This window comes from Allobosea sp. GW823-FHT01F03 (assembly GCF_058798075.1).
Window position 1 is genome coordinate 3245144 of record NZ_CM179505.1, and the last position, 23417, is coordinate 3268560.

20 protein-coding genes are annotated in these 23417 nt (G+C 67.7%); 15 read left to right on the plus strand and 5 right to left on the minus strand.

The annotated features are described in order from the left end of the window. The first annotated feature begins 14 nt into the window (after nt 1–14). Together AC3RCC_RS15575 and AC3RCC_RS15580 are read left to right on the plus strand one after the other, a co-directional pair. Nucleotides 15–989, plus strand: a complete 975-nt coding sequence (locus AC3RCC_RS15575; protein ID WP_291639869.1) for a Bug family tripartite tricarboxylate transporter substrate binding protein — start codon at nt 15–17, stop codon at nt 987–989. Nucleotides 990–1063: 74 nt separating this feature from the next. Next, nucleotides 1064–1747, plus strand: a complete 684-nt coding sequence (locus AC3RCC_RS15580) for an RraA family protein (protein ID WP_492255834.1) — start codon at nt 1064–1066, stop codon at nt 1745–1747. A 10-nt stretch (nt 1748–1757) separates the two neighbouring features. On the opposite strand, the gene AC3RCC_RS15585 is transcribed toward AC3RCC_RS15580, so the two are convergent. Next, nucleotides 1758–2684, minus strand: a complete 927-nt coding sequence (locus AC3RCC_RS15585; protein ID WP_291642602.1) for a LysR family transcriptional regulator — start codon at nt 2682–2684, stop codon at nt 1758–1760. 266 nt (nt 2685–2950) lie between these two features. Here AC3RCC_RS15585 and AC3RCC_RS15590 point away from each other — a divergent pair, with 266 nt between their 5' ends. The 10 genes from AC3RCC_RS15590 (at nt 2951) to AC3RCC_RS15635 (ending at nt 13669) form a co-directional block, all read left to right on the plus strand. Continuing rightward, nucleotides 2951–3730, plus strand: a complete 780-nt coding sequence (locus AC3RCC_RS15590) for an RraA family protein (protein WP_492255835.1) — start codon at nt 2951–2953, stop codon at nt 3728–3730. Further along, complete coding sequence (locus tag AC3RCC_RS15595) at nt 3727–4650, plus strand: NAD(P)-dependent oxidoreductase (protein ID WP_492255836.1); 924 nt, start codon at nt 3727–3729, stop codon at nt 4648–4650. Before AC3RCC_RS15590 ends, AC3RCC_RS15595 begins: the two co-directional genes overlap by 4 nt. Nucleotides 4651–4670: 20 nt before the next feature. Continuing rightward, the gene (locus tag AC3RCC_RS15600) at nt 4671–5342 is read left to right on the plus strand and encodes a 4-carboxy-4-hydroxy-2-oxoadipate aldolase/oxaloacetate decarboxylase (protein ID WP_291645395.1); all 672 of its coding nucleotides are present in this window, start codon (nt 4671–4673) and stop codon (nt 5340–5342) included. Nucleotides 5343–5418: 76 nt separating this feature from the next. Further along, the gene (locus AC3RCC_RS15605; protein WP_492255837.1) at nt 5419–6393 is read left to right on the plus strand and encodes a quinone oxidoreductase family protein; all 975 of its coding nucleotides are present in this window, start codon (nt 5419–5421) and stop codon (nt 6391–6393) included. Between the two features lie 20 nt (nt 6394–6413). Continuing rightward, nucleotides 6414–7604 carry a mandelate racemase/muconate lactonizing enzyme family protein gene (locus AC3RCC_RS15610; RefSeq protein WP_492255838.1) on the plus strand — a complete coding sequence of 397 codons (1191 nt, stop codon included), beginning with the start codon at nt 6414–6416 and terminating at the stop codon, nt 7602–7604. Between the two features lie 23 nt (nt 7605–7627). Further along, nucleotides 7628–8275 carry a 4-carboxy-4-hydroxy-2-oxoadipate aldolase/oxaloacetate decarboxylase gene (locus AC3RCC_RS15615; RefSeq protein ID WP_452116253.1) on the plus strand — a complete coding sequence of 216 codons (648 nt, stop codon included), beginning with the start codon at nt 7628–7630 and terminating at the stop codon, nt 8273–8275. 54 nt (nt 8276–8329) lie between these two features. After that, the gene (locus tag AC3RCC_RS15620) at nt 8330–8722 is read left to right on the plus strand and encodes a carboxymuconolactone decarboxylase family protein (protein WP_492255839.1); all 393 of its coding nucleotides are present in this window, start codon (nt 8330–8332) and stop codon (nt 8720–8722) included. Nucleotides 8723–8798: 76 nt separating this feature from the next. Continuing rightward, nucleotides 8799–10187: an FAD-binding oxidoreductase gene (locus AC3RCC_RS15625; RefSeq protein WP_492255840.1), complete on the plus strand. Its 1389-nt coding sequence runs from the start codon at nt 8799–8801 to the stop codon at nt 10185–10187. Between the two features lie 19 nt (nt 10188–10206). Further along, nucleotides 10207–12519: a molybdopterin guanine dinucleotide-containing S/N-oxide reductase gene (locus AC3RCC_RS15630; protein WP_492255841.1), complete on the plus strand. Its 2313-nt coding sequence runs from the start codon at nt 10207–10209 to the stop codon at nt 12517–12519. A 169-nt stretch (nt 12520–12688) separates the two neighbouring features. Next, on the plus strand, nt 12689–13669 hold the full coding sequence (locus AC3RCC_RS15635; protein WP_291642624.1) for a Bug family tripartite tricarboxylate transporter substrate binding protein: 981 nt from the start codon (nt 12689–12691) through the stop codon (nt 13667–13669). A gap of 27 nt (nt 13670–13696) precedes the next feature. Here AC3RCC_RS15635 and AC3RCC_RS15640 read toward each other — a convergent pair whose 3' ends face one another. Together AC3RCC_RS15640 and arfB are read right to left on the minus strand one after the other, a co-directional pair. Continuing rightward, the gene (locus AC3RCC_RS15640) at nt 13697–14254 is read right to left on the minus strand and encodes a regulatory protein RecX (RefSeq protein ID WP_492255842.1); all 558 of its coding nucleotides are present in this window, start codon (nt 14252–14254) and stop codon (nt 13697–13699) included. Next, nucleotides 14247–14666, minus strand: a complete 420-nt coding sequence (gene arfB, locus AC3RCC_RS15645) for an alternative ribosome rescue aminoacyl-tRNA hydrolase ArfB (RefSeq protein WP_291642628.1) — start codon at nt 14664–14666, stop codon at nt 14247–14249. Before arfB ends, AC3RCC_RS15640 begins: the two co-directional genes overlap by 8 nt. 37 nt (nt 14667–14703) lie before the next feature. Here arfB and mazG point away from each other — a divergent pair, with 37 nt between their 5' ends. After that, a complete protein-coding gene (gene mazG / locus AC3RCC_RS15650; RefSeq protein ID WP_492255843.1) occupies nt 14704–15543 on the plus strand; it encodes a nucleoside triphosphate pyrophosphohydrolase in 840 nt (279 codons plus the stop codon). 81 nt (nt 15544–15624) lie between these two features. On the opposite strand, the gene AC3RCC_RS15655 is transcribed toward mazG, so the two are convergent. Further along, nucleotides 15625–16446 (minus strand): invasion associated locus B family protein, encoded by an 822-nt coding sequence (locus tag AC3RCC_RS15655; RefSeq protein ID WP_291641737.1) that lies wholly within the window; start codon nt 16444–16446, stop codon nt 15625–15627. A gap of 273 nt (nt 16447–16719) precedes the next feature. On the opposite strand from AC3RCC_RS15655, the gene AC3RCC_RS15660 reads away from it, so the two are divergent. Next, nucleotides 16720–18573, plus strand: a complete 1854-nt coding sequence (locus tag AC3RCC_RS15660; protein ID WP_492255844.1) for an extracellular solute-binding protein — start codon at nt 16720–16722, stop codon at nt 18571–18573. Nucleotides 18574–18582: 9 nt separating this feature from the next. Beyond that, nucleotides 18583–19614: an AMP-binding protein gene (locus tag AC3RCC_RS15665; RefSeq protein WP_492255845.1), complete on the plus strand. Its 1032-nt coding sequence runs from the start codon at nt 18583–18585 to the stop codon at nt 19612–19614. Nucleotides 19615–19716: 102 nt separating this feature from the next. Here the strand turns inward: AC3RCC_RS15665 and mfd are convergent, their stop codons facing one another. Next, the gene (mfd, locus tag AC3RCC_RS15670) at nt 19717–23265 is read right to left on the minus strand and encodes a transcription-repair coupling factor (protein ID WP_492255846.1); all 3549 of its coding nucleotides are present in this window, start codon (nt 23263–23265) and stop codon (nt 19717–19719) included. Between the last annotated feature and the right edge of the window lie 152 nt (nt 23266–23417).

The following is a 23417-nucleotide window of genomic DNA, read 5'->3' on the forward strand; positions in this document are numbered from 1 at the left end:
AAAGGACCGATATCGTGGACCGCAGAACCTTCCTCGGCGGCATGGCCGCTGCCGCCTGCGCGGCACTGGGGCATTCGCCGGCACTGGCGCAGGACTACCCTGCCCGCCCCGTCACCATTCTCGTGCCCTTCGCCGCCGGTGGTGGCCAGGACATCTTCATGCGCCTGATCTCGCCGGGCGTTTCGGAGGCGATCAAGCAATCGCTGGTGATCGACAACCGCGTCGGCGGCGCCGGCAATATCGCGGCGAGCGCCGTCGCGCGTGCCGCGCCGGACGGCTACACGCTGCTGCTGGGAACGGCCGCGACCCACGGCATGAACCAGGCGCTCTACAAGTCGCTGGGCTTCGACGCGCAGACGAGCTTCGAGCCCGTCGCGATGCTGGCCGAGGTGCCGCTCGTGCTGGTGGTGAACCGCGATGTGCCGGCGAAGACCGTGGCCGAGCTGGTCGCCTATCTCAAGGCCAATCCCGGCAAGATCAATTACGGCTCCTCCGGCGTCGGCGGACCGCTCCACCTCGCCGGAGAGCTGTTCAAGACGGCGGCCGGGGTCGAGGCCGCCCATGTGCCCTTCCGCGGCTCGGCGCCGGCCATCACCGAGCTGCTCGGCGGCCGGCTGACCTTCATGTTCGACACCTTCGCCGCGACCGAGCCCTATATCGCCGATGGCAGCTTGCGCCGCCTGGCGATCGCCGCCGGGATACGCGCCGCGAACGCGCCGGACCTGCCGACCATGGCGGAGGCCGGCACCCCGGTCGAAGCCTATTCCTGGAGCGGCGTCTTCGCGCCGGCCGGAACCCCGAAGCCGATAGTTGAGAAACTCGGCAAAGCCTTCAGCGACGCCGTGGCGAGCCCTGCCCTGCGTGCGCGCCTCTATGAGATCGGCTTCCTGCCCGCGCCCGACACCCCGGAGGCACTGCGCAAGCGCGTCGGCTCCGAGCTGATCAAATGGAAGGCGGCGGCCGAGACCGCCGGCCTCAAGCCGCAATAGCCCGGCCGAGACGGCCCCCATTTCACCGAACGCCCGCCCCTGGCCGGCCGGGCTCCGATGCCCAGGAGACGATCATGTCCTCAGCCACCCCCGCCAACGATCCCGAGCTCTCCCAGTTCGAGCACCTGCAGGTCTCGACCCTGTCCGACGCGATGTTCGCGCTCGGGCTCAAGGATACGGCGCTCGGCCCGTCCGTGCGCCTGCTCGTCGGCAAGCGCATTCTCGGACGCGCCCGGACGATCGGGCGCGTCCCCCTGCCCTCCAATGGCGGCCAGCAAGAGATCAAGCCCGAATTCTCGCTGGCGATCCAGGAGGTGATCGACGGCTGTGGTCCCGGCTCGATCATGGTGATCGCGACGCAGGGCATCGCCACCCATGCCAACTGGGGTGGCAACATGGCGACGCGGGCGGCCGCGGTCGGGGCGCTCGGCCTGATCACCGACGGCGCGATCCGCGACCTCGAAGAGATGGGGCCGCTCGGCATGACGATCTTCGCGCAAGGCACCTCGCCGCGCGCCGGTCACTTCCGCTTTGCGACCGCGATCCGCAACGAGCCGGTGATCTGCGCCGGCGTGCTGATCCGCCCCGGCGACATCATCGTCGGCGATGCCGATGGCGTCATCGTCATCGACCCGGCCCAGGCCGGCGCGATCGCCGCCAAGGCACATGCGCTCGTCGAGGTCGAGGAGGAGATGCAGGGCTTCATGCGCACCGGCGCGACGCTCCAGGATGCGGTGCGCAAATACAAGGTGCGCTGAGCATGCCCGCTCAGGACGCCTCGCGGGCCGCGCTGGCCTCCTCCGGCCGGCGCCAGCGCGGGATCCCGAAATCGCAGGTCTCGCGCGCCAGCTGCGCGATCCTGCGGCTGACGGCGTCGTTGCGATGAACGGCGAGGTATTCGAGCGGCGGCAGGACGAGATTGGTCCGCACTGGCCTGAGATAGCCCTCCTGGCGATAGGCGGAAAAGTAGCCGGTCGGCAGATAGGTGATGCCGAGCCCGGCGCTCGCCATTTCCGCCAGCGCGATCATGCTGTTGCAGGTGATGGTGTTCTGCGGCTTGATGTCGATCGCCGCCAGCGCCTGCAGCAGGTTGAGATGCAGCAGCGAGCCCTCGGCATAGGTCAGCAGCGGCAGCTCCATCAGGCGCTCGATCGGCACGACGCCCTTCGCTCCCACCAGCGAGGGGCTGCACATCCACTCCGATTCCAGGAAGTCGAGCGGCACCGTCGGGAAGCTGTTGTCGGTCTTTGGCGCCGGGCAGATGATCATGTCGAGCCGATGCGTGACCATCTGCTGGCGCAGATTGACGGTCAGATCGATCTTCGGCTCGAGGATGATGTCCGGATAGAGCTGCTTGATGCCGGCGATCAGGGCCGGGAGCCAGGTCAGGGCGACCATCTCGGTCACGCCGAAGCGGAAGCGCCCGGCATAGGAGACGTCACTGCCGACGCGGCGCACGACGTTCTGCTGCAGATCGAGCATCTGGACGAAATCGTCGATCAGCTCGCGCCCCTTGATGGTGAGCTGCGTCGTCTTGTTGCTGCGGTCGAAGATCTCGATCGAGAGGTATTTTTCGAGCTCGGCGATGCGCTTGGAGACGGTCGACTGGGTCGTGTTGAGCCGTTTCGCCGCGGCATGGAAGCTGCCGAGCTTGCTGATCCAGTAGGCGGCTTCGATTTGCTTGAAGGTCAACATGGCTGGCCCCTTTCGCCGGTCCATAGACCGAATAGAAAAAGCAATCACTCAAGTCAAACTTGGTCGCTTTTTCGATCCAGATCGATCCAGCTGAGAATTACCGATCGTGGCGAGACAAATACGAGAAACACCGACTCTTGCCACTCAGGAAGGCCGAGCAGGAATGATGCAGTTTTGCGATCGATGAAACTGAATTTAATTCGCTTTATGGCATGCGAAGCGCATGCCATTGAATCGAGCAATCGGTACGAGGCGCGTTCAGCGGCATGACAACCAGCATCGAAAAACAGCTCGCCGCCTATGAGGGCCGGCTCCTCGGAACGATCCCGGTCGAGCGTATCCGCGCCGTCGCATTCGAGCGTCCGTCGGCTGATCTGGTGGCGCGCTTCCGGCAATTGCCCGACCTGACCTCCGCCATCGCCGACATCCTCGACGAGTACGGCGTCGACTCGGCGATCCCGACGACGGCCCTGCCGCCGATCGCGCCGGGCCAGCGCATGGTCGGCCCAGCCGTCACGGTCAAGCACGGCGCCGCCCGGCTGACCAGCGGCTACAACATCGCCAACAAGACCTCCCCTCGCCTCGGTGCGCTCGACGCGGTGACTTTGTCGCAGCGCGGCGACGTGATGGTGATCGACGGCAGCGCCTGCCCGGCGGCTTCCAATATCGGTGGCATCATGGCGACCGCCGTCGCCGCGCACGGTTTTGCCGGCGTCGTCGTCGACGGCTGCGTGCGCGATACCGACTCGATGCGCCGCATGGGCCTGCCGGTCTGGGCGCGCGGGGCGACGCCGCGCACCGGCAAGCACCGTTTCGAGCTGCTGGAGTTCAACGGCATCGTCGAGATCGCCGGCGTGCAGATCCGTCCGGGCGACCTGATGCTCGGCGATTCCGACGGCGTCATCGTCGTGCCGCTTTCCATCGCCGCCGAGGTGCTGGCGCGGGCCGAGGAGGTCGCCGCCAAGGAGAAGACGCTGATCGACGCGATCAGCACCGGCGCGTCGGCCGCCGAGACGGCCGCGATCGTGGCGCCCGAGAAATGGTGAGCGCCGCAGCACGCAGGTTTCGGCTCGCCTTCGTCGGCTTCGGCGAGGCGGCCTTCTCGATCGCCAGCGGCCTGCGCGAGGCGGGTTTCGATGGCATGGCCGCCTTCGATGTCGCCGCCGACCGGGAGCCGTTCCGGACACGGATCCGCGAGCGGGCCGAGCTGGCCGGGGTCACGCTTCTCGACGGCCCCGAGGGACTTTCCGGCGCCGAGACCGTGTTCGTGCTGGTCCAGCCCTCGGCCTCGATGGCGGTCGCCCAGAGCTGCGCGAGCGATGTCAGTCCCGATGCGCTCTATGTCGACCTGACCTCGCTCGGGCCGACCGACAAGGCGGCGGTCGGCGCCTATGTCGCCGCCGCCGGGCGCCGCTTCGTCGATGCCGCGATCCTCGGCTCCGCCCCGACCTCGCGAAATCGCGTGCCGATCGTCGCGGCCGGGCCCGAGGTCAACCAGTTCGTCGAGCGCTTTGCGCCCTATGGCATGGACATCTCACCGGTCGGCGAGCGCTTCGGCGCGGCTGCCGGCATCAAGATCGTCCGCAGCGTCCTCGCCAAGGGGCTGGAGGCGCTCTATGTCGAGGCCCTGATCGCGGCGCGGCGCATGGGCGTCGAGGCGGAGGTGCTGCAGAGCTTCTGCGCCTTCCTCGATGCCCGCCCCGCCCTCGACACCGCCGCGATGCTGGTGCGCTCGCATGTTCCGCATGCCGGCCGCCGCGCCGACGAGATGCGCATGTCACGCGCCGCCGTCGCCGAGACCGGCCTCGATCCGCTGATGACCGACGCCATCGTCCAATTGATGGAGCGCAGCGCTGCCAGCGGCGTCGTCGCGGCCAGCGGCGGCAGTCAGCCGCCCTCGCTCGACGCCGCGCTCACCATTCTCGACGCGGCCCTCGCTGCCGCGCCTCGCCCCGCCAAGTCCTGACGTTTTTGACGAGAGCCGCCATGTCCACAGCCCCCCTGCCCCCGCGCATTTCGCCCGAGACCTGCCAGGCCCTGCTCGCCTATGGCTCCGCCACCGTCTTCGAGGCGCAGGGCCGCCGCGGCGCCTTCGCCTCCGGCATCAAGCCGGTCGACGAGGCGATGACGGTCGCCGGCACCGCCTTCACCTGCGAATGCCCGCCCAATGACAATCTCACGCTGCATGCCGCCCTCAAGATGGCGAAGCCGGGCGACGTCCTGGTCTGCGACGCGCATGGCTGCACGGAGCAGGGCATGTTCGGCGACGTGATGTCGAGCTGCGCCGTCGGCGCCAAGCTCGCGGGCCTCGTCACCGATGGCGGCGTGCGCGACTCCGCGACGATCTGCGAGGTCGGCTTTCCGGTCTTCGCCGGCGGCATCTGCATCAAGGGCACGATCAAGGAGACGCTGGGCTCGCTGAACGAGCCGATCGTCCTCGGCGGCGTGCTGGTGCGCCCCGGCGACGTGATCATCGGCGACGCCGACGGGCTGGTCGTGGTGCCGTTCGAAACCGTCGATGCGGTGCTCGCGGCCTGCAAGCTGCGGGCTGAGAAGGAGGCCGCCGCAAAGCAGCGCTTCGCTTCCGGCGAGACGCCCTGGGACGTCTACAAACTCGGCGAATTGCTGACCCGCAAGGGGCAGGCCTCGCCCGTCTGACGAGACGCGATCTCCCGGATGCCGGCAGCCGGCAGCCGGCAGCCCGATTCAAGATGAATAAAATGAAGGACAAGACATGAGCGGGGCAATCATCCTGCGCCAGCATGGCGGGCCGGGCGTGCTCGAATGGGTCGATCTCGACCCCGGCAAGCCCGGCCAAGGCGAGGTTCTGCTGCGCCACACGGCGATCGGGCTGAACTTCATCGACATCTATGTTCGCACCGGCCTCTACAAGATGGGCACGATGCCCTGCTCGCCCGGCATGGAAGCCGCCGGCGTGGTCGAGGCTGTCGGCCCCGGCGTCACCGGCCTCAGCACCGGCGACCGGGTGGCCTATGTCACCGGCGCTCCCGGCGCCTATGTCGAGCGCCGCGTCATCAACGCTGCGGCCCTGGTCAAGCTGCCGGGCGACATCTCCGACGATCAGGCCGCAGCGCTGATGCTCAAGGGCATGACGGCCGAGATGCTGCTCTTCCGGATGACGCAGGCAAAGGCCGGCGACGCCGTGCTGATCCATGCCGTCGCCGGCGGTGTCGGCCTGCTGCTCGCCGCCTGGGCAAAATCGCTCGGCTGCCTGGTGATCGGCGCCGCCTCCAGCGACGAAAAGGCGGCCAAGGCCCGCGCCGCCGGCGCCGACCATGTCATCGTCACCAGCCGCGAGGATGTCGCGGCCCGGGTGCAGGAGTTGACCGGCGGCCGCGGCTGCCACTGCGTCTATGACGGCGTCGGCAAGGATACCTTCGAGGCCTCGCTCGCCGCGGTCGCCGAGTTCGGCCACATCGTCAGCTACGGCAATGCCTCGGGGCCGGTTCCGCCCTTCGCCATCGCCGGCCTCGCACCGAAATGCGCGACGCTGTCGCGCCCCTCGATCTTCCCCTTCATCAAGGACCGGGCCCGGCTCGAGGCGATGTCGAGCAACCTGTTCGAGGCGATGCGCCGCGGCGTGATCAAGGCGGAGATCGACCAGGTCTTCGCCCTGAAGGAGGCAGCGGCTGCCCAGACAGCCCTCGAAAGCCGGGCCACCACCGGCCAGACCATCCTGCGGCCCTGAGCCCAATTCCGGAGCTGGCGATGAAGATCGCGCGTATCGAAACCTTCTTCTTCCACCCCGGCAGCGGCAAGAACCTGCTGTTCTGCCGCATCGAGACCGATGACGGCCTCTATGGCTGGGGCGAATCCTATGTCGGCGTGAAGAAGGAGAAGGTCGTCGACGACTATATCCGCGCCATGGCGCCCTATGTGATCGGGCGCAGCCCGCACAATATCCGCCACACCGCACAGGTGATGTTCGACGACTTCGCCATCAGGCGCTCCTCGGTCGACTTCTTCTGCGCCTGGAGCGCGATCGAGCTGGCGATGTGGGACATCGTCGGCAAGAAGGCCGGACAGCCACTCTACAACCTGCTCGGCGGCGCCTCGCGCGAGAAGGTCCGCGTCTACGCCAATGGCTGGTGGTACGGCGTCACCGATATCGAGTCGACGGTGGAGCGGGCGCTCCAGGTCAAAGAGATGGGCTATACGGCGCTGAAATGGGACCCGTTCCCCGGGCCGTGGCGAACCTTCATCACGCGCGAGGAGGAGGATTACGCCGTCGCCAACGTCAAGGCGATGCGCGAGGCGCTAGGCCCCGACATGGACCTGCTGATCGACGCGCACCGCCGCGTCGCGCCGCATCATTCCATCCGCGTCGCCAAGCGGCTCGAGGAATACGGCATCTTCTGCTATGAGGAGCCCTGCCTCTCCGACAATCTCGACCTCGTCGCGGAAGTCCGCCACGCGATCTCGACGCCCGTCGTGACCGGCGAAACCCTCTATACCAAGGAGGATTTCGCCCGGGTCTTCGAGAAGCGCGCGGCCGATATCCTCAACCCCGACATCTGCGCCGTCGGCGGCCTTCAGCAGATGCTCGACATCGCAGCGATGGCCCAGCCGCACGCGATTGCGATCAGCCCGCACAACTACAACAGCACCATCGTCGGGCTCGCCGCGACGGTGCATTTCTCGGCGGTGATCCCGAACTTCCTGATCGCCGAGTGCTTCATCAACCTCAACGAGGCCTGCGACGAGATCGGTTCGCCCGGGCTGAAGGTCGAGGATGGCTGGATCGACCTGCCGACCGCGCCGGGCCTCGGCGTCGACATCGATGTCGAGCGCATGCGCAAGCGGCCATACAAGGATTTCCCGCACAAGGACATGCGCCAGTACTGGGAAGAATTCCCCCGGAAGAACTACGTCTGGGGCGTAGCCAACGTTACCCGCTGACCCTCCTTCATCGGATAGAGATCATGACCGAATTCAACTATCGCGAAGCCTATGCTTCGGTCGCCTCGGCTACCGCCCATGAAGCCATGGAACGCCGCGGCGCGCTCGATTCCAGCATCAAGCCCGTCCGGCGCGGCATGAAGGTGCTGGGGCCGGCCTTCACCTGCGTCTGCCCGCCCGGCGACAACCTCACCTTGCACGCGGCGCTGAAGATGGCGAAAGCGGGCGACGTCATCGTCTGCGCCTCGGCCGGCTTCACCGAGCAGGGCCTGTTCGGCGACGTGATGGCGAGCTGCGCCATGGGCAAGGGCATTGCCGGCCTCGTCGTCGACGGCGGCGTGCGCGACGGCGCGACCATCGCCGAGATCGGCTTCCCGGTCTTCGCGCGCGCCTTGTCGATCAAGGGCTCGGTGAAGGAAACGCTCGGCGCGCTGAACAAGCCGATCGTTGCCGGCGGCATGCTGGTCGAGCCCGGCGACCTCGTGATCGGCGACGATGACGGCGTCTGCATCGTGCCGAAGGCGGAGATCGCCGCCATCGCCGCGGCGTCCAAGACCCGCGAGGAGAAGGAAGCCCGTTTCCGCCGCGAGCTGCTCCAGGGCAAGACGACCTGGGACATGCTCAATCTGAGCGAGCTGCTCCGCAAGAAGGGTATCGAGCTCAACATCTGACGGCGTTCGCAGCGATCCTGCCGAACCCCGAACGACCATACCGGAGACATCAAGATGAGCCGATTGAAGCCGATCGAATATGCCGACGCGCCGCCAGCGGTCCGCGCCGTCTACGACGACATCAAGACCTCGCGGAACCTCAAGGACGTCAACAACTTCTGGAAGTACCTCGCACATGATCCCGTTGGTCTGCGGCGTACCTGGGAGAGCGTGAAGGAGGTGATGGCGCCAGGCGCGCTCGACCCGCTGGTCAAGGAGATGATCTATCTCGCGGTCAGCACCAGCAATGGCTGCGGCTACTGCATCGCCAGCCATACCGCCGCCGCCCGCAAGGCCGGGATGACCGACGCGATGTTCGGCGAGGTCATGGCGGTGGTCGGCATGGCCAACGAGACCAACCGCCTGGTCAACGGCTACCGGGTTCCGATCGACCCCTCGCTCGAGTAAGCGGCTTGCCGAGCGAACCCGCCCCCGATGCCACGCGCATGCCGGGGGCGGACCTGCAGACAGATGGATTGCGATCATGAGCTATGGCGATACGGCGGCCGTCGTCGAAACCCTGCGCGCGCATTTCGGCGAGCGGATCTCGACCGCCGAGGCGGTCCGCCGACACCATGGCGAGGATCTTTCCTATCTGCCGACCATGCTGCCGGATGCGGTGGTTTTCGTGGAGTCGACCGCCGAAGTGCAGCGCGTCGTCGCGGCCTGCGCGGCGGCGCGCGTACCGATCGTGCCCTATGGCGTCGGCAGCTCGATGGAGGGCCAGATTCTCGCCGTCGCCGGGGGCGTCAGCCTCGACATGTCGCGGATGAACCGCGTCCTCGCCGTGCATGAGAGCGATTTCGACGTGGTGGTCGAGCCCGGCGTGACGCGCAAGGCCCTCAATGAGCATCTGCGCGCGACAGGGCTGACCTTCCCGGTCGATCCCGGCGCCGACGCCTCGATCGGCGGCATGGCCTCGACCCGCGCCAGCGGCACCAATGCGGTGCGCTACGGCACCATGCGCGAGAACGTGCTGGCGCTCGAAGTGGTGTTGCCGAACGGCGAATTGCTGCGCACCGGAAGCCGGGCGCGCAAATCCTCGATGGGCTACGACCTGACCAAGCTCTTCGTCGGCGCCGAGGGAACGCTGGGCGTGCTGACCAAGATCACGCTTCGGCTGCATCCGGTTCCGGCCGCGATCTCGGCGGCGGTCTGCCCCTTCGACAGCCTGAAGGGCGCCGTCGACACCTGTATCGCCACGATCCAGAGCGGCGTGCCGATCGCCCGCATCGAGTTCCTCGACGACATCGCGATCGCGGCCTCGAACCACTACTCCAAGATGAGCCTCGCGGTTGCGCCAACCCTGTTCCTCGAATTCCACGGCACCGAGGCCGGCATCCGCGAGCAGGCCGAAATCGTCGAGGCGATCGCGGCCGAGAATGACGGACGCGGCTTCCAGTGGGCCACGCAACGCGAGGATCGCGAACGTCTGTGGAAGGCCCGCCACGATTCCAACCCGGCGACGCGCGCCATGCGTCCGGGTGCGGCGATGTTCGTGACCGACGCCTGCGTGCCGATCTCGGCACTGGCGGACAACATGACCGCGGCCCGGGCCGATGGCGACGCCTCCTTCCTGAAGTTCAAGATCAACGGCCATGTCGGCGACGGGAATTTCCACGTCTCCTATCTCGTCATGCCCGATGCCGAGGAGGAAGTCGCCGAGGCCAAGCGCCTGGCCGAGAACGTCGTGATGCGCGCCCTGGAATCCGGCGGGACCGCCAGCGGCGAGCATGGCGTCGGCCTCGGCAAGCTGAAATATCTGCGGCGCGAGCACGGCAATGGCATCGAGGTCATGGGGGCGCTGAAGCTGGCGCTCGACCCGCACGGGATCATGAACCCCGGCAAGCTCGGCATGAGCGCCACCCTCTGACGGAAAACAAGGCAATGCCATGCTGATCACGCCCGAGCAGCCGACCGTCACCACCCATTGGGGCGTCTATCGGGCGCGGATGCAGGACGGGGCGGCCGTCGCGCTCGAACCCTATGAGCACGATCCCGACCCCTCCCCGCTCGGCGCCTCGATGATCGGCGCGCTGGACGATGGCTGCCGGATCAGGCGGCCCTCGGTGCGCGCTTCCTTCCTCGAAAAGGGCGCTACCGCCGGCGGCGCCGGACGCGGGGCTGAGCCCTTCGTCGAGATCGACTGGCCGCAGGCACTCGATCTCGTGGCGCGCGAGATCGAGCGGGTGCGCGAAAGCCATGGCAATGGCGCGATCTTCGGCGGCTCCTATGGCTGGTCGAGCGCCGGCCGCTTCCATCACGCCCAGAGCCAGGTGCATCGCTTCCTGAACGCGATCGGCGGCTATGTCCGCTCGATCTCGAACTACAGCTTCGCCGCGGCCGACGCGATCCTGCCGCATGTGCTCGGCGACAAGCGCGGCCTCGACGCCGGGCACACGAGCTGGGGCCAGCTTGCCGGCCATGCCGAACTGATCGTGATGTTCGGCGGCACCCCGCACAAGAACGCGCAGGTCGGCTCAGGCGGCATCAGCCGTCATCTGCTGCGCGAGGGCCTGACCGCCTGTCGCGACCAGGGGGCCTCCTTCGTCTGCATCAGCCCGATCCGCGACGACGCGATGGCGGAGCTCGATGCCAGATGGATCGCGCCGCGGCCCAACACCGATGTCGCGTTGATGCTCGCGCTCGCCCACACACTGATCGAAGAAGGCCTGCACGACCAGAAATTCCTGGCGCGCTGCACGACTGGGTTTGAACGATTTGCCGGCTATGTTACTGGCACCGACGATGGCGTGCCCAAGACCCCCGAATGGGCGCAGGCGATTTCCGGCGTTCCTGCCGAGGCGATGCGGGCGCTGGCGCGCGAAATGGCCCGGCGCCGCACCATGATCATGATGTCCTGGTCGCTGCAGCGGGCCGAGCATGGCGAGCAGCCCTATTGGATGGCGATCGCACTCGCCGCGATGATCGGCCAGATCGGCTTGCCCGGCGGCGGCTTCGGCTTCGGCTACGCCTCAGCGAACGGCGTGGGCAATGCGGTCTATCCGTTCTCCTGGCCGACCCTGCCGCAAGGCAGCAACGCCATCGCCGACTCGATTCCGGTCGCGCGGATCGCCGATGCGCTGCTGCATCCGGGGGCGCCCTATGACTTCAACGGCGAGAAGCGGCGCTATCCCGATATCCGGCTGATCTACTGGGCCGGCGGCAATCCGTTCCATCATCACCAGGACATCAACCGGCTGATCGCGGCCTGGCGCCGGCCGGAGACGGTGATCGTCCACGAATCCTGGTGGAATGCGACGGCCCGCCATGCCGACATCGTGCTGCCGGCCAGCACCGCCATGGAGCGCAACGACATTGCGAGCTCGGCCCGCGACCGAATGATCGCCGCCTGCCACCCGATCAGCGCGCCGATCGGCGAAGCGCGCAGCGATTACGAGATCTTCGCCGATCTCGCCGGCCTGCTCGGCGCGCGCGAGACCTTCACCGAAGGCCGCGACGAGGAGGGCTGGATCAGGCACTTCTATACCGTGGCGCGCCAGCGCGTCGCCGAATACGGTATGGAACTGCCGGATTTCGAGAGCTTCTGGCAGGCCGGCATCGTCACCCTCCCCGAGCCGCAGGATCAAAAGCCGCTGCTGGCCGAATTCGTCGCCGATCCGCAAGCCCGGCCGCTGAAGACACCTTCCGGCCGTATCGAGCTGTTCTCGGAGAGGATCGCGGGCTTCGGCTATGACGATTGTCCGGGCCATCCGAGCTGGCTCGTGCCGCGCGAATGGCTCGGCGCAGCGCTCGCCGAGCGCTTCCCGCTGCATCTCATCTCGAACCAGCCGGCGAGCAAGCTGCACAGCCAGTACGACAATGGCGCACTGTCTCGTTCGACCAAGATCGCCGGTCGCGAGCCGCTGCGCATCCATCCCGAGGATGCGCGCTTGCGTGGTCTATCGGACGGCGACATCGTGCGTGTCTTCAACGACCGCGGGGCCTGTCTCGCCGGCATCGTCGTCTGCGATGCGGTGATGCAAGGCGTCGTGCAGATGGCGACGGGCGCCTGGTACGACCCACTCGAACCAGGCCTCGTCGGCTCGCTCGACAAGCACGGCAATCCGAACGTGCTGACCCAGGATCGCGGCTCGTCCAGGCTCGGACAGGCGACGATCGCCCATTCCTGCCTGGTCGAGATCGAGCGCCATGAGGGCGAGCTTCCGCCGATCACCTGCTACGAGCCGCCCACCCTGATCTGAAGCCCCGATTTGGGACGAACTGGCGGTCGCGGAACGGCGGCGGCGCTCTCTTGCCATTCGTCAGCAGTGATGTCCTAATCCTCGCGAACGCTCGGCTGCCATTGCCGGGCTTGCAGGCGGGCACGAGGCCGGAAAGAGCCTCTCCCGCGTTCCATTGGGGAGGATCAGAATGCTCAAATCCGGTTGGCTCGGCGCGATCGCGCTCGCCGCCCTCGTCCAGCTCGTGCCCTCGGCGCCGGTACAGGCTCAGGCCTGGCCGCAGAAGCCAGTCAGCTTCATCGTACCTTTCCCGGCCGGCGGCGGCACGGACGCCTTCGCCCGGCCGCTGGCCGCGCAGCTCGAGCAGCAGCTCGGACAGCGCATCCTGATCGACAATCGCGGCGGCGCCGGCGGCACGGTCGGCGCCTCGGCCGCATCCAAGGCGGCGGGCGACGGCTACACCTTCTTCATCGGCGCGGCCCACCACGCCATCGCGCCGGCGCTTTATCCCAAGCTCGACTACAACATCCAGACCGACTTCATCCCGATCGGTATCATCGCGCAGCCGCCCCAGGTCGTGGTCGTCCACCCCGGCAAGGTCGAGGCCAAGACGCTGGCGGAGCTGATCGAGTTCGGCCGGAAGAACCCGGACAAGCTCAATTACGGCTCGGCCGGCAACGGCACGACGCATCACCTCGCCGGTGAACTGTTCAAGCTGATGTCGAAGGCCAATTTCACCCATGTGCCTTATCGCGGCGCCGGCCCGCTGATGCAGGACCTGGTCGCCGGCCAGGTCGATCTTGCCTTCGACGGGCTCGGCTCTTCGGCAGCACAGATCGCCGGCGGCAAGCTCCGGGCGCTGGCCGTCGCTGCGCCCAAGCGCACCGCCGCCTTCCCCGACGTGCCGACCGCGGCTGAGGCCGGCCTGCCCGGCTACGAGGTTTCGACCTGGTATGCGATGTGGGCGCCGAAGAACACGCCGCCGGAGGTCGTCGAGAAGATGACGGCGGAAGTGAAGAAGGCGCTCGCGGCGCCGATGGTCAGCGAAGCCTGGAAGAAGAACGGCTCGGAAACCCCGAATCTCTACGGCCCGGCTTTTGGCGCCTTCGTCAACGCCGAGGTCGCGCGCTGGGGCAAGGTCGTCGCCGACGCCAACGTCAAGCCGGACTGAGCGCTTCAAGACAAGGCCGATACGGGCCTAGATGTCGCCCGCGCTGTCGATCACGGCGCGGGCGATTTTCATGCTGAAGCCGGCGCGCGCCAGTGCGGCAAGCTGCTTCTGGCGATCCGGTTCCGAGCCGGGGCGGCTCCAGGGGCCGAGCCGCTTGCGCCTTGCGGCGATGCGCGCCGCCGCAAGCTCGTCCTCCTCGCTGTCGGGCAGGGCCGCCGCGACGATCTCGCGCGCGATACCCTTGGCCGCGAGCCCGGCCGTGACGGCCCGGGCCGAGCGCCCCTTGCGCCGAAGGGTCTGCGCCCTCGCCTCGGCAAAACGCTGGTCGTCGACCAGGCCACTCCTGACGCAGGCCGCAACCGCCTCCGCGACCATCTCGGAAAATTCACGCGGTTCGCCGCCATGATGGCGGCAGCTGCGCTCGACCTTGCGTTCGAGAACGCGCTGCAACTGGCTCGACGAGGCGGCATAGCGATGGAGGTAGTGCATCGCCGCTCTTTGCAGATAGGTCGGAGTGATCGGCCGCGGCGCCCGGCCCTGCCCTGCGCTTCGTGCCCGGCTCGCGCCGGCCTCTGTCTCAGTCATCGCCGGGCTTGCCCGAGCGCAGGCTCTTGTCGCGGCTGCGCTTCGCCTTGGATGCGAGCCTGCGCTGCTGCGAGCCATAGGTCGCCCTGGTCGGCCGCCGGGTCTTCTGGCGCTCGGCCGCCTCGCGCAGGATCGCGAGCAGGCGTTCGAGCGCGTCCTGCCGATTGCGCTGCTGGTCGCGAAAGCGCTGCGCCACGACGATGATGGTGCCGTCCTGGGTCATGCGCTTCCCGGCGACGCGCGGCAGCTTCTCGCGCAGATGGTCCGGAAGATCGGCCGCCGCGCTGTTGAAGCGCAGCTGGACCGCCGAGGAGACCTTGTTGACGTTCTGCCCGCCCGGCCCCGAGGCGCGCACGAAGCTCTCCTCGATCAGGCTCTCGTCGATCGCAATGGACGGTGTCACTTGAATCATGGGAGGACGGTAGCGCAGCCCAAGGAGAATTGCAGCGTTGAAGCCCGATCGCGATATCGCCCGCCTGATCGAGATCATGGCCGCCCTGCGCACGCCGGGAACCGGCTGCCCCTGGGATCTCGAACAGGACTTCGCCTCGATCGCTCCGTATACGATCGAGGAGGCCCATGAAGTCGCCGACGCCATTGCCCGTGGCGATCTTGTCGATCTCAAGGACGAGCTCGGCGACCTTCTGCTCCAGGTGGCCTTCCATGCCCGCATGGCGGAGGAAGCCGGCGCCTTCGCCTTTCCCGATGTCGTCGAGGCGATCACCGGCAAGCTGATCCGGCGTCACCCGCATGTCTTCGGCGATGCGCGCGACCTCTCTCCGGCGGAGGTCAAGCAGCTCTGGGGCCAGATCAAGGCGCAGGAGCGGGCCGACAAGGCGGCGACGCGGCAAGCGGCCGGGCTGCCCGCCCCGGCGGAGGAGCAAAGCGTCCTGGCCGGGATTCCGACCACCCTGCCGGCCCTCACCCGCGCCTGGAAGCTGCAGGCGAGAGCCTCGACGGTCGGCTTCGACTGGAAGGATGCCCGGCTCGTGCTCGACAAGATCCGGGAGGAGACCGACGAGATCGCCGAAGCTCTGGAAGGCGACGACAAGGCCGCCATCGCCGAGGAGATCGGCGACCTGCTCTTCGTCGTCGCCAATCTCGCCCGCCATGTCGATATCGATCCGGAGGCCTGCCTCGCCGCGGCCAGCACCAAGTTCGAACGGCGCTTTGCCGGAATCGAAGCGCGCCTGGCCGAGGATGGGCGCAAGCCCGCCGAGGCCTCGCTCGACGAGCTGGAGGCGCTCTGGCAGCAGGTCAAGCAGGCCGAGCGCGCCGGCCAGGACTGAGCCCGCGCCGTCCGACCGTCCCCGGAACGAAAAACGCCGGACCTTTCGGTCCGGCGTCGGAATTGAGCGCGTGATGCGCGATCAGGGCTTCGGGGCCGGGGTCGCGCCGGGCGCGGGCATGGTCCCGGCGCCCGGGGCCGCCGGCGCACCGGGGGTGCCCGGAGCGGCGCTGGCGCCGCTGCCACCGAGGCGCTTGCGCAGCTCGTCCTGGCGCTTGGCCAGCTCGTCCTGGAGCTGCTTCTGCTGCTCCTCGAGCACCTTGGGATCGATCGGCGCGCCGTCGAAGCCCTTGGCGAAATCCGTCAGCGGGATCGAGAACGAAACCTCGCGAGCGCCCTGGTTCTGGACGCTGATGTTGAGATTCGAGCCCTTCTTCATCTGGTTGAGGAAGTCGTCCTTGACCTGCGCCTCGGCGAAGCAGCCATTCGGGAAGCAGATCGCGAAGCGGCCGGGGCTAGGCTGGGCGGTGTCGACGCCGAAGCGGATGCCGGGCTGGATCAGCAGGCCGAGCGGCATCAGGAAGCGCACGATCTTGTTCGGGTCGCCCTTGACGTCATACACGGCGACGGCAAGCACCGGCTGGCCCTGATCCGAGACGAAGTCACGGGTGGTGTAGCAGATTTCCTTGTTGGCGGCCGGGTCCTTGCCGCAGACCTTGGTCCAGGTCGTCTGCGAGGGCTCGGGCTTGACCTGCACAACGGTCGGGCCGTTCTGGGCGGCCTGGCCCTGAGCCGGCTGCTGTTGCTGCTGAGCCGCCGGCGGCTTGGCGGCAGGACGCTGGGCCTGGGCAAGGGCGGAGAAGGGGGCGAGAGCGACGGCCGCGCCCAGCACGAGCGCGAGGCCGCGGATCGTGCTCTTCGCGGTGGCGCCCTGGTGCAGGGGCAGGCAAGACGAAGCGGACATCTGAAGTTCCTCGAACGTGCAAACTGGGGAAGCGCCACCAACTGGCCGCGCGCAACACCGAAAGCTCAACCGGCATGGTGCCGGAGCCGGGAGCGGCATGAGCACATCAAGCGCGATTAAGGCGTTAGAATGACGCCTCAGCTTGCGTCTAGCGAGTTCTGCCACCGGTTTCCAGCCCGAACAGCCGCCGCAGCGTAAGTTTCTCCCGATGATTTGCGTCTCATCTTCGGCTTGGCCCGCATGCTATGGTCCGGCAGGGAATCAGGGCCGCTCATGTTCCGGAATATCGTCGCATCCGCGCGCCAGCGCAGCGTTTTCGGACTCGTCCTCGCGGGCGTGGCCTCGATCGCGCTGTTCTCGATGGTGCCGCGCGCCGCCGCGGCGGCAAGCGACCATGCCATCGCCATGCATGGCGAGCCCGCTTTGCCCAAGGGCTTTGCGCATCTGCCCTATGCCGACCCTGCGGCCCCCAAGGGCGGCCGAATCATCTTCGGCCAGCAGGGCACCTTCGACAGCCTGAATCCACTGGTGGTGCTCGGCGTCGCGCCGGATGCCGTGCCGCGCTATGTCCAGCAGAGCCTGCTCTTCCGCTCGGCCGATGAGCCCTTCACCGCCTATGGCCTGCTCGCCAGCCGGGTCGAGCTCAATCCCGAGCGCACGCGCCTGCTCTTCGAGATCGATCCCCGGGCACGTTTCTCGGATGGGCAGCCGGTGACGGCAGCGGATGTCCTGTTCACCTATGAGATGCTGAAGACCAAGGGCAAGCCGTTCCACCGCTCCAGCCTCGCCAAAGTGACGAAGGCCGAAGCGCCTTCGCCAGGCACGGTCGTCTTCGAGCTCGGCGACGGCTCCAACCGCGAACTGCCGCTCATCATCGGCACCATGCCGATCTTCGCCAAGCATGCGACCGATCCGGAGAAATTCGGCGAAACCAGCTTCAAGCCGGCGCTCGGCTCCGGTCCCTACCGGGTCGAGGAGGTCAAGCCCGGCGAGATGCTGGTGCTGAAGCGCCGCAAGGATTTCTGGGCCGAAGAGCATCCCCTCACCCGAGGGCTCTTCAACGCCGACGAGATCCGCTACGATTTCTATCGTGATTCAAACGCCTTGTTCGAGGCCTTCAAGGCAGGACTTTATGACGTTCGCCTGGAAGGCGACCCGACGCGCTGGATGACCGGCTATGATGTGCCGGCGGTGCGCGACGGCCGGATCGTTCGCGATACGCTGCGCTTCGAAACGCCGAAGGGCATGACCGGGCTGGTCTTCAACACCCGCCGGCTGGCCTTCGCCGATATCCGGGTCCGCGAGGCGCTGGCGATCCTGTTCGATTTCGAATGGGCCAACCGCAACCTGTTCTACGGGGTCTATCGGCGGGCCGGCAGCTTCTTCGCCGATTCCGAGCTCTCGGCGCTCGGCGTCCCCGCAGATGAACGGGAGAAGGCGCTGCTCGCCGCCTTTCCGGGCGCCGTGCGCCAGGACATCCTGGCCGGAACCTGGGTCCCCTCGGCGACCGACGGCTCGGGCCGGGATCGCGATCAGGCACGGCGCGCGCTCGACCTGCTCGAGGCCGCCGGCTACGAATTGCGCGACGGCGAATTGCGCAAACGCGGCGACAATACCCCCTTCGGCTTCGAGATCACGGTGACCAACCGGCCGCAGGAGCGCCTCGCACTGAACTATGCCTCGTCGCTCTCCCGGCTCGGCATCGCCGTATCCGTCCGGCTGATCGACGACGTTCAGTACTGGCGCCGCCTCTCCGCCTTCGATTTCGACATGATCCAGTGGACCTGGCCGGCTTCCGCCTCGCCCGGCAATGAGCAGGTCGGGCGCTGGCATTCGGCCAATGCCGGACGCAAGGGCGCGCTGAACTATGCCGGCGTGCGCTCGCCCGCCGTCGATGCGACCCTGCAACGGCTTCTTGCCGCGACCTCGCGCGAGGACTTCGTCGCCTCGGTGCGCACGCTCGACCGGCTGCTGCTGTCGGGGTTCTATGCGGTACCGCTGTACTACCTCCCGGAAACCTGGCTGGCGCGCTCGCGCGATATTCTGCTGCCGCAGCGGCGGCCGCGCTATTTCTTCTCCAACGAGACGCTCGCCCGGGTCCCCGCGGCGCCGGCGCCGGCGAATTGAGGCCGGCGCATGCGGCCTGAACAGGATGAGATTTCCATCGCTGCTTTGGTCGAGGGCCTCGATTTCGACGAGCTGCTGAAGGCCCTCGCCGCCAAGCGAGGCTATGAGCCGGCCTTTCGCGACCCGCCGGGCCGGCGTGACTGGAGCGGCGTCGCTCCTGGGGCCTTCGGCTTTGCCGAGCTCGATGCCCGGGTCGAGCGGCTGGCAGGGCTTCTGACCCTGGCACGCCCGCAGCCGGCGGCGCGTGTCGCGATTCTCGCGCCGCTCGGACCGGAGGCGCTGATCTCGATCCTGGCCTGCCTGCGCGCCGGCTTGTCGCCGATGCCGCTACCGCCCCATGCCGACGAGGCCGCGCTTCTCGGCATGATCGAGCGATCCGGCGCGGTGATGGCGCTCGGCGTCGGCCGGATCGGCACCTTGCGGCCGCTGCTCCTGCTGCGCGACGTGGCCGCAAGGGCCTTCGGGATGCGGTTCATCGGTGGCTTCGGCACCGATGTGCCCGACGGCGTCGCGGCGCTCGACCAGCTCCTCGGCCATGGCGCGGCCCAGCCGGCCGTCGCCGCCACGGCACGCGCGGCGATCAGCGTCGTCGACGACGGCGACTTCAGTGGCCCCTTTGCGGTTCAGGAGAAGGACGTCCTCGCCAAGGCGCTGGAAATCTCGCGCGTACTGAAGCCCCTCGCCTCGTCGCGCATCATCACAACCCTGGTCGGAGCCGACCTTGCGGCGCTGGCGACCGGTCCGGGCATAGCGCTCCTGACCGGCGTCGAATTGCTGCCGCTCGGCCTGTTCATGCTCGAGGACCTGCATGCCTGCCTCGAGGGGGGCCGGATGGTCCATCTCGTCGTTCCGGCGGCGATGGAACCGGCCTTGGCCCGCTCGCGCCTGGGTGGGCACAAGGCGCTCTCCAGCGTCGTCTTCGTGCGTCGCGGCAACGAGCCCCCGGCCGCGCTCGCAATCGAGCGGCCGGATATCGCGATCGTCGATGTCATCGCGCAGGCGCCCGGAACGGTCCGGGTCTTGCGCCGCAAGACAGCCTGACCAGCCGGCCGGGGAACCGACGGGCCGGTCGCCGCTCGCGAGCATCGGCCTCTTAGCGCGGCTTCTTCACGCGAACCGGTGCCTGCTGCTCGAAAATGCTCTCTATGCCGCCTTCTTGCGTTCGGCGATGCGCGCGAGATCGGTGAGCAGCCGGCGCGTGCCCTTCAGCCGCTGCTCCGCCGTCGCGAAATCGTCGATGAAGACGACGCGCATGTCCGGGCGCACCTTGGCGAGCGAACCCTGCTTCGCGACATAGGAGACGAGCCCTTCCGGATTGGCGAACTCATTGTCGCGGAAGGCGATGATGATGCCCTTCGGCCCGGCCTCGACCTTCTCGACATTGGCACGCTTGCACAGCGCCTTGATCGCCACGATCTCGAGCAGTTGCTGCACCTCTTCCGGCAGCGGGCCGAAGCGGTCGACCAGCTCGGCACCGAAGGACTGCAATTCGGCGTCGTCGTCCATTGTCGAGAGGCGCTTGTAGAGCGTCAGCCGCAGCGTCAGATCGCTGATATAGTGCTCGGGGATCATCACCGGTGCGCCGATCTGGATCGATGGCGACCAGTGCGCATCGCTTTCGATCTCGACGCCGGCCTTGAGCGCCGCAACCGCCTCTTCCAGCATCTGCTGGTAGAGCTCGTAGCCGACCTCCTTGATATGGCCGGACTGCTCGTCGCCGAGCAGGTTGCCGGCACCCCGGATGTCGAGGTCGTGGCTGGCGAGCTGGAAGCCGGCGCCCAGCGTGTCGAGCGACTGCAGCACCTTGAGGCGCTTGTCGGCCTGGTCGGTGAGCTTGCGGTTGGCCGGCACGGTGAACAGCGCATAGGCCCGGATCTTCGAGCGGCCGACGCGGCCGCGCAGCTGGTAGAGCTGGGCGAGGCCGAACATGTCGGCGCGGTGCACGATCAGGGTGTTGGCGGTCGGGATGTCGAGCCCGGATTCGACGATCGTGGTCGAGAGCAGGATGTCGTACTGGCCCTCGTAGAAGGCGGTCATCACGTCTTCCAGCGTGCCCGCCGCCATCTGGCCATGGGCGATGCCGACCTTGCACTCCGGCACCTGCTTGTCGAGGAAGTCCTTGACCTCGGCGATGTCCTCGATCCGGGGCACGACATAGAATGAGCGCCCGCCGCGATAGCGTTCGCGCAGCAGCGCCTCGCGCACGATCAGCGGGTCGAAGGGCGTGACGAAGGTGCGCACGGCCAGCCGGTCGACCGGCGGCGTCGCGATGATCGAGAGCTCGCGCACACCGGTCATGGCGAGCTGGAGCGTGCGCGGGATCGGCGTCGCCGACAAGGTCAGCATGTGCACCTCGGCCCGCAGCTCTTTCAGCTTCTCCTTGTGGGCGACGCCGAAATGCTGCTCCTCGTCGACGATGACGAGGCCGAGATCCTTGAAGTCGACGCCCTTGCCGAGCAGTGCATGGGTACCGACCGTGATGTCCATGGTGCCGTCGGTGATACCCTGCTTCACCGCCTTGAGTTCGGCCGCCGGCACGAAGCGCGAGGCCTGGCCGACCTTGACCGGGAGCCCGGCGAAGCGCTCGGCGAAGTTGCGATAATGCTGGCGCGCCAGCAGCGTCGTCGGCACCACCACCGCGACCTGCTTGCCGGCGAGCGCGGCCGTGAAGGCGGCGCGCAGCGCGACCTCGGTCTTGCCGAAGCCGACATCGCCGCAGACCAGCCGGTCCATCGGCCGGCCGGCGGCGAGATCGTCGAGCACGGCGTCGATGGTATTCTGCTGGTCCTCGGTCTCCTCATAGGGGAAACGGGCGCAGAACTCGTCATAGAGCCCGTCCTGCGGCACGAGACGCGGCGCCTCCTTGAGGGCGCGGGCCGCGGCGATCTGGATCAGCTTGCCCGCCATCTCGCGGATGCGCTGCTTCAGCTTGGCCTTGCGCGCCTGCCAACCGCCACCGCCGAGCCGGTCGAGCACGACCTCGGTGTCCTCCGAGCCGTAGCGCGAAAGCAGCTCGATATTCTCCGCCGGCAGAAACAGCTTGGCTTCGCCGGCATAGTGGATTTCGAGGCAGTCATGCGGCGCCCCGGCCGCCGTGATCGTCTGCAAGCCGACGAAACGGCCGATGCCGTGGTCGACATGGACGACGATGTCGCCGGGCGTCAGCGAGGAGAGCTCGTTGATGAAGTCCTGCGGACGGCGCGTCTTGCGGCGCGGGCGCACCAGCCGGTCGCCGAGAATGTCCTGCTCGCCGATGACCGCGAGCCGTCCGGCCTCGAAGCCGGTCTCGAAGCCCCAGACCGCCAGCGCCGTGGTGCCGGGCTTGAGGTCGAAGGCGGCGCGCAGCGAGCCGGTCATCTGCACGGACTTCAGGCCGTGATCGGCGAGGACATGGGCGAGGCGCTCGCGCGAGCCTTCCGACCAGCCGGCGAGGATGACGCGCCGCCCATCGGCTTCCAGCGCCTTCACATGCGCGACGGCTGCGTCGAAGACGCTGCCGGAATTGTCGGCGCGCTCGGCGGCGAAGCTGCGGCCCTGCTTGCCGCCGAGATCGACGACGAGCTTGCCCTCGCTCTCGGGCAGCTGGAATGGCGTCAGCGAGGCGACACCGGCCTCGCCGACGATGCCGCGCCAATCGGCCGGCGAGAGATAGAGCGCCTCCGGCAGCAGCGGCTTGTAGGGGATCGAGCCCGGCGAAGGCTGGTCGAGCGCGCTCTTGCGGGCGTCGTAATAGTCCTTGATCAGGCTGATGCGCTCGCCGACCGCATCATCGACATGATGATCGAGAACGATCGGCACGTCCGGCAGATAGGTGAAGAGCGTGTCGAGCTTCTCGGCCAGCAGCGGCAGCCAGTGCTCGAGGCCGGCCGGGCGCCTGCCCTCGCTCACCGCCTCGTACAGCGTGTCGTCGCGCCCCGGCGTGCCGAAGGTCGCGATATAGGACTGGCGGAAGCGACGGATCGAGTCGCTCGTCATCTGCGCCTCGGACATCGGCACGAGGTCCAGGCCCCGCAATTGCCCGGTGGTGCGCTGCGTCTCCGGATCGAAGGTGCGGATCGATTCCAGCGTGTCGCCGAAGAAATCGAGCCGGATGGGTGCCGGCATGCCCGGCGGGTAGAGATCGACGATGCCGCCGCGCACGGCGAACTCGCCGGTCTCGCGCACGGTCGAGGTCCGAAGATATCCGTTGACGTCGAGCCAGCGTGCCAGCTCCTCGGTGTCGACCATGTTGCCCGGCGCCGCCGAGAAGCTCTCGGAAGCAACCTTTGAGAAGGCCGGCACGCGCTGGAGCGCGGCGTTGACGGTGGTCAGCAAGAGGCGCGGCCGCTCGCCCGACTTGGTCTTGGCGAGCCGCGACAGCGTCGTCATCCGGTGCGCGACGATGGAGGGCGCCGGCGAGACCCGGTCATAGGGCTGGCAATCCCAGGCCGGGAAGCTCATCACCTCGAGATCGGGCGCGACGAATTGCAGCGCATTCTCGATCACCTGCAGGCGCTGGCCGTCGCGGGCGACGAAGACGAGCATCGCCGTCCCTTCCGCCTTCTTGGCGCGGGCGCGCGTCAGGTCGGCGAGCACGACGGAATCGAAACCGTCCGGCACGCCGGAGAGCATCGGCTTGTCGCCGCGGCGCAGCGCATCGAGGATGCGCTCGAGCTGCGGCTTGGCGATCTGGGCGGGAGGCGGAATGCTCATCGGGACGCTTCGATTCTGACTATGGCTTGTCATTCCGGGGTGCGCCGCAGGCGCGAACCCGGACCCCACGACTGAGTGGAACATCTGGTGCGTGGTTCCTGGCCGCTCACCCAGTCGTGGGTTCCGGGTTCTTCGCTGCGCGAAGCCCCGGA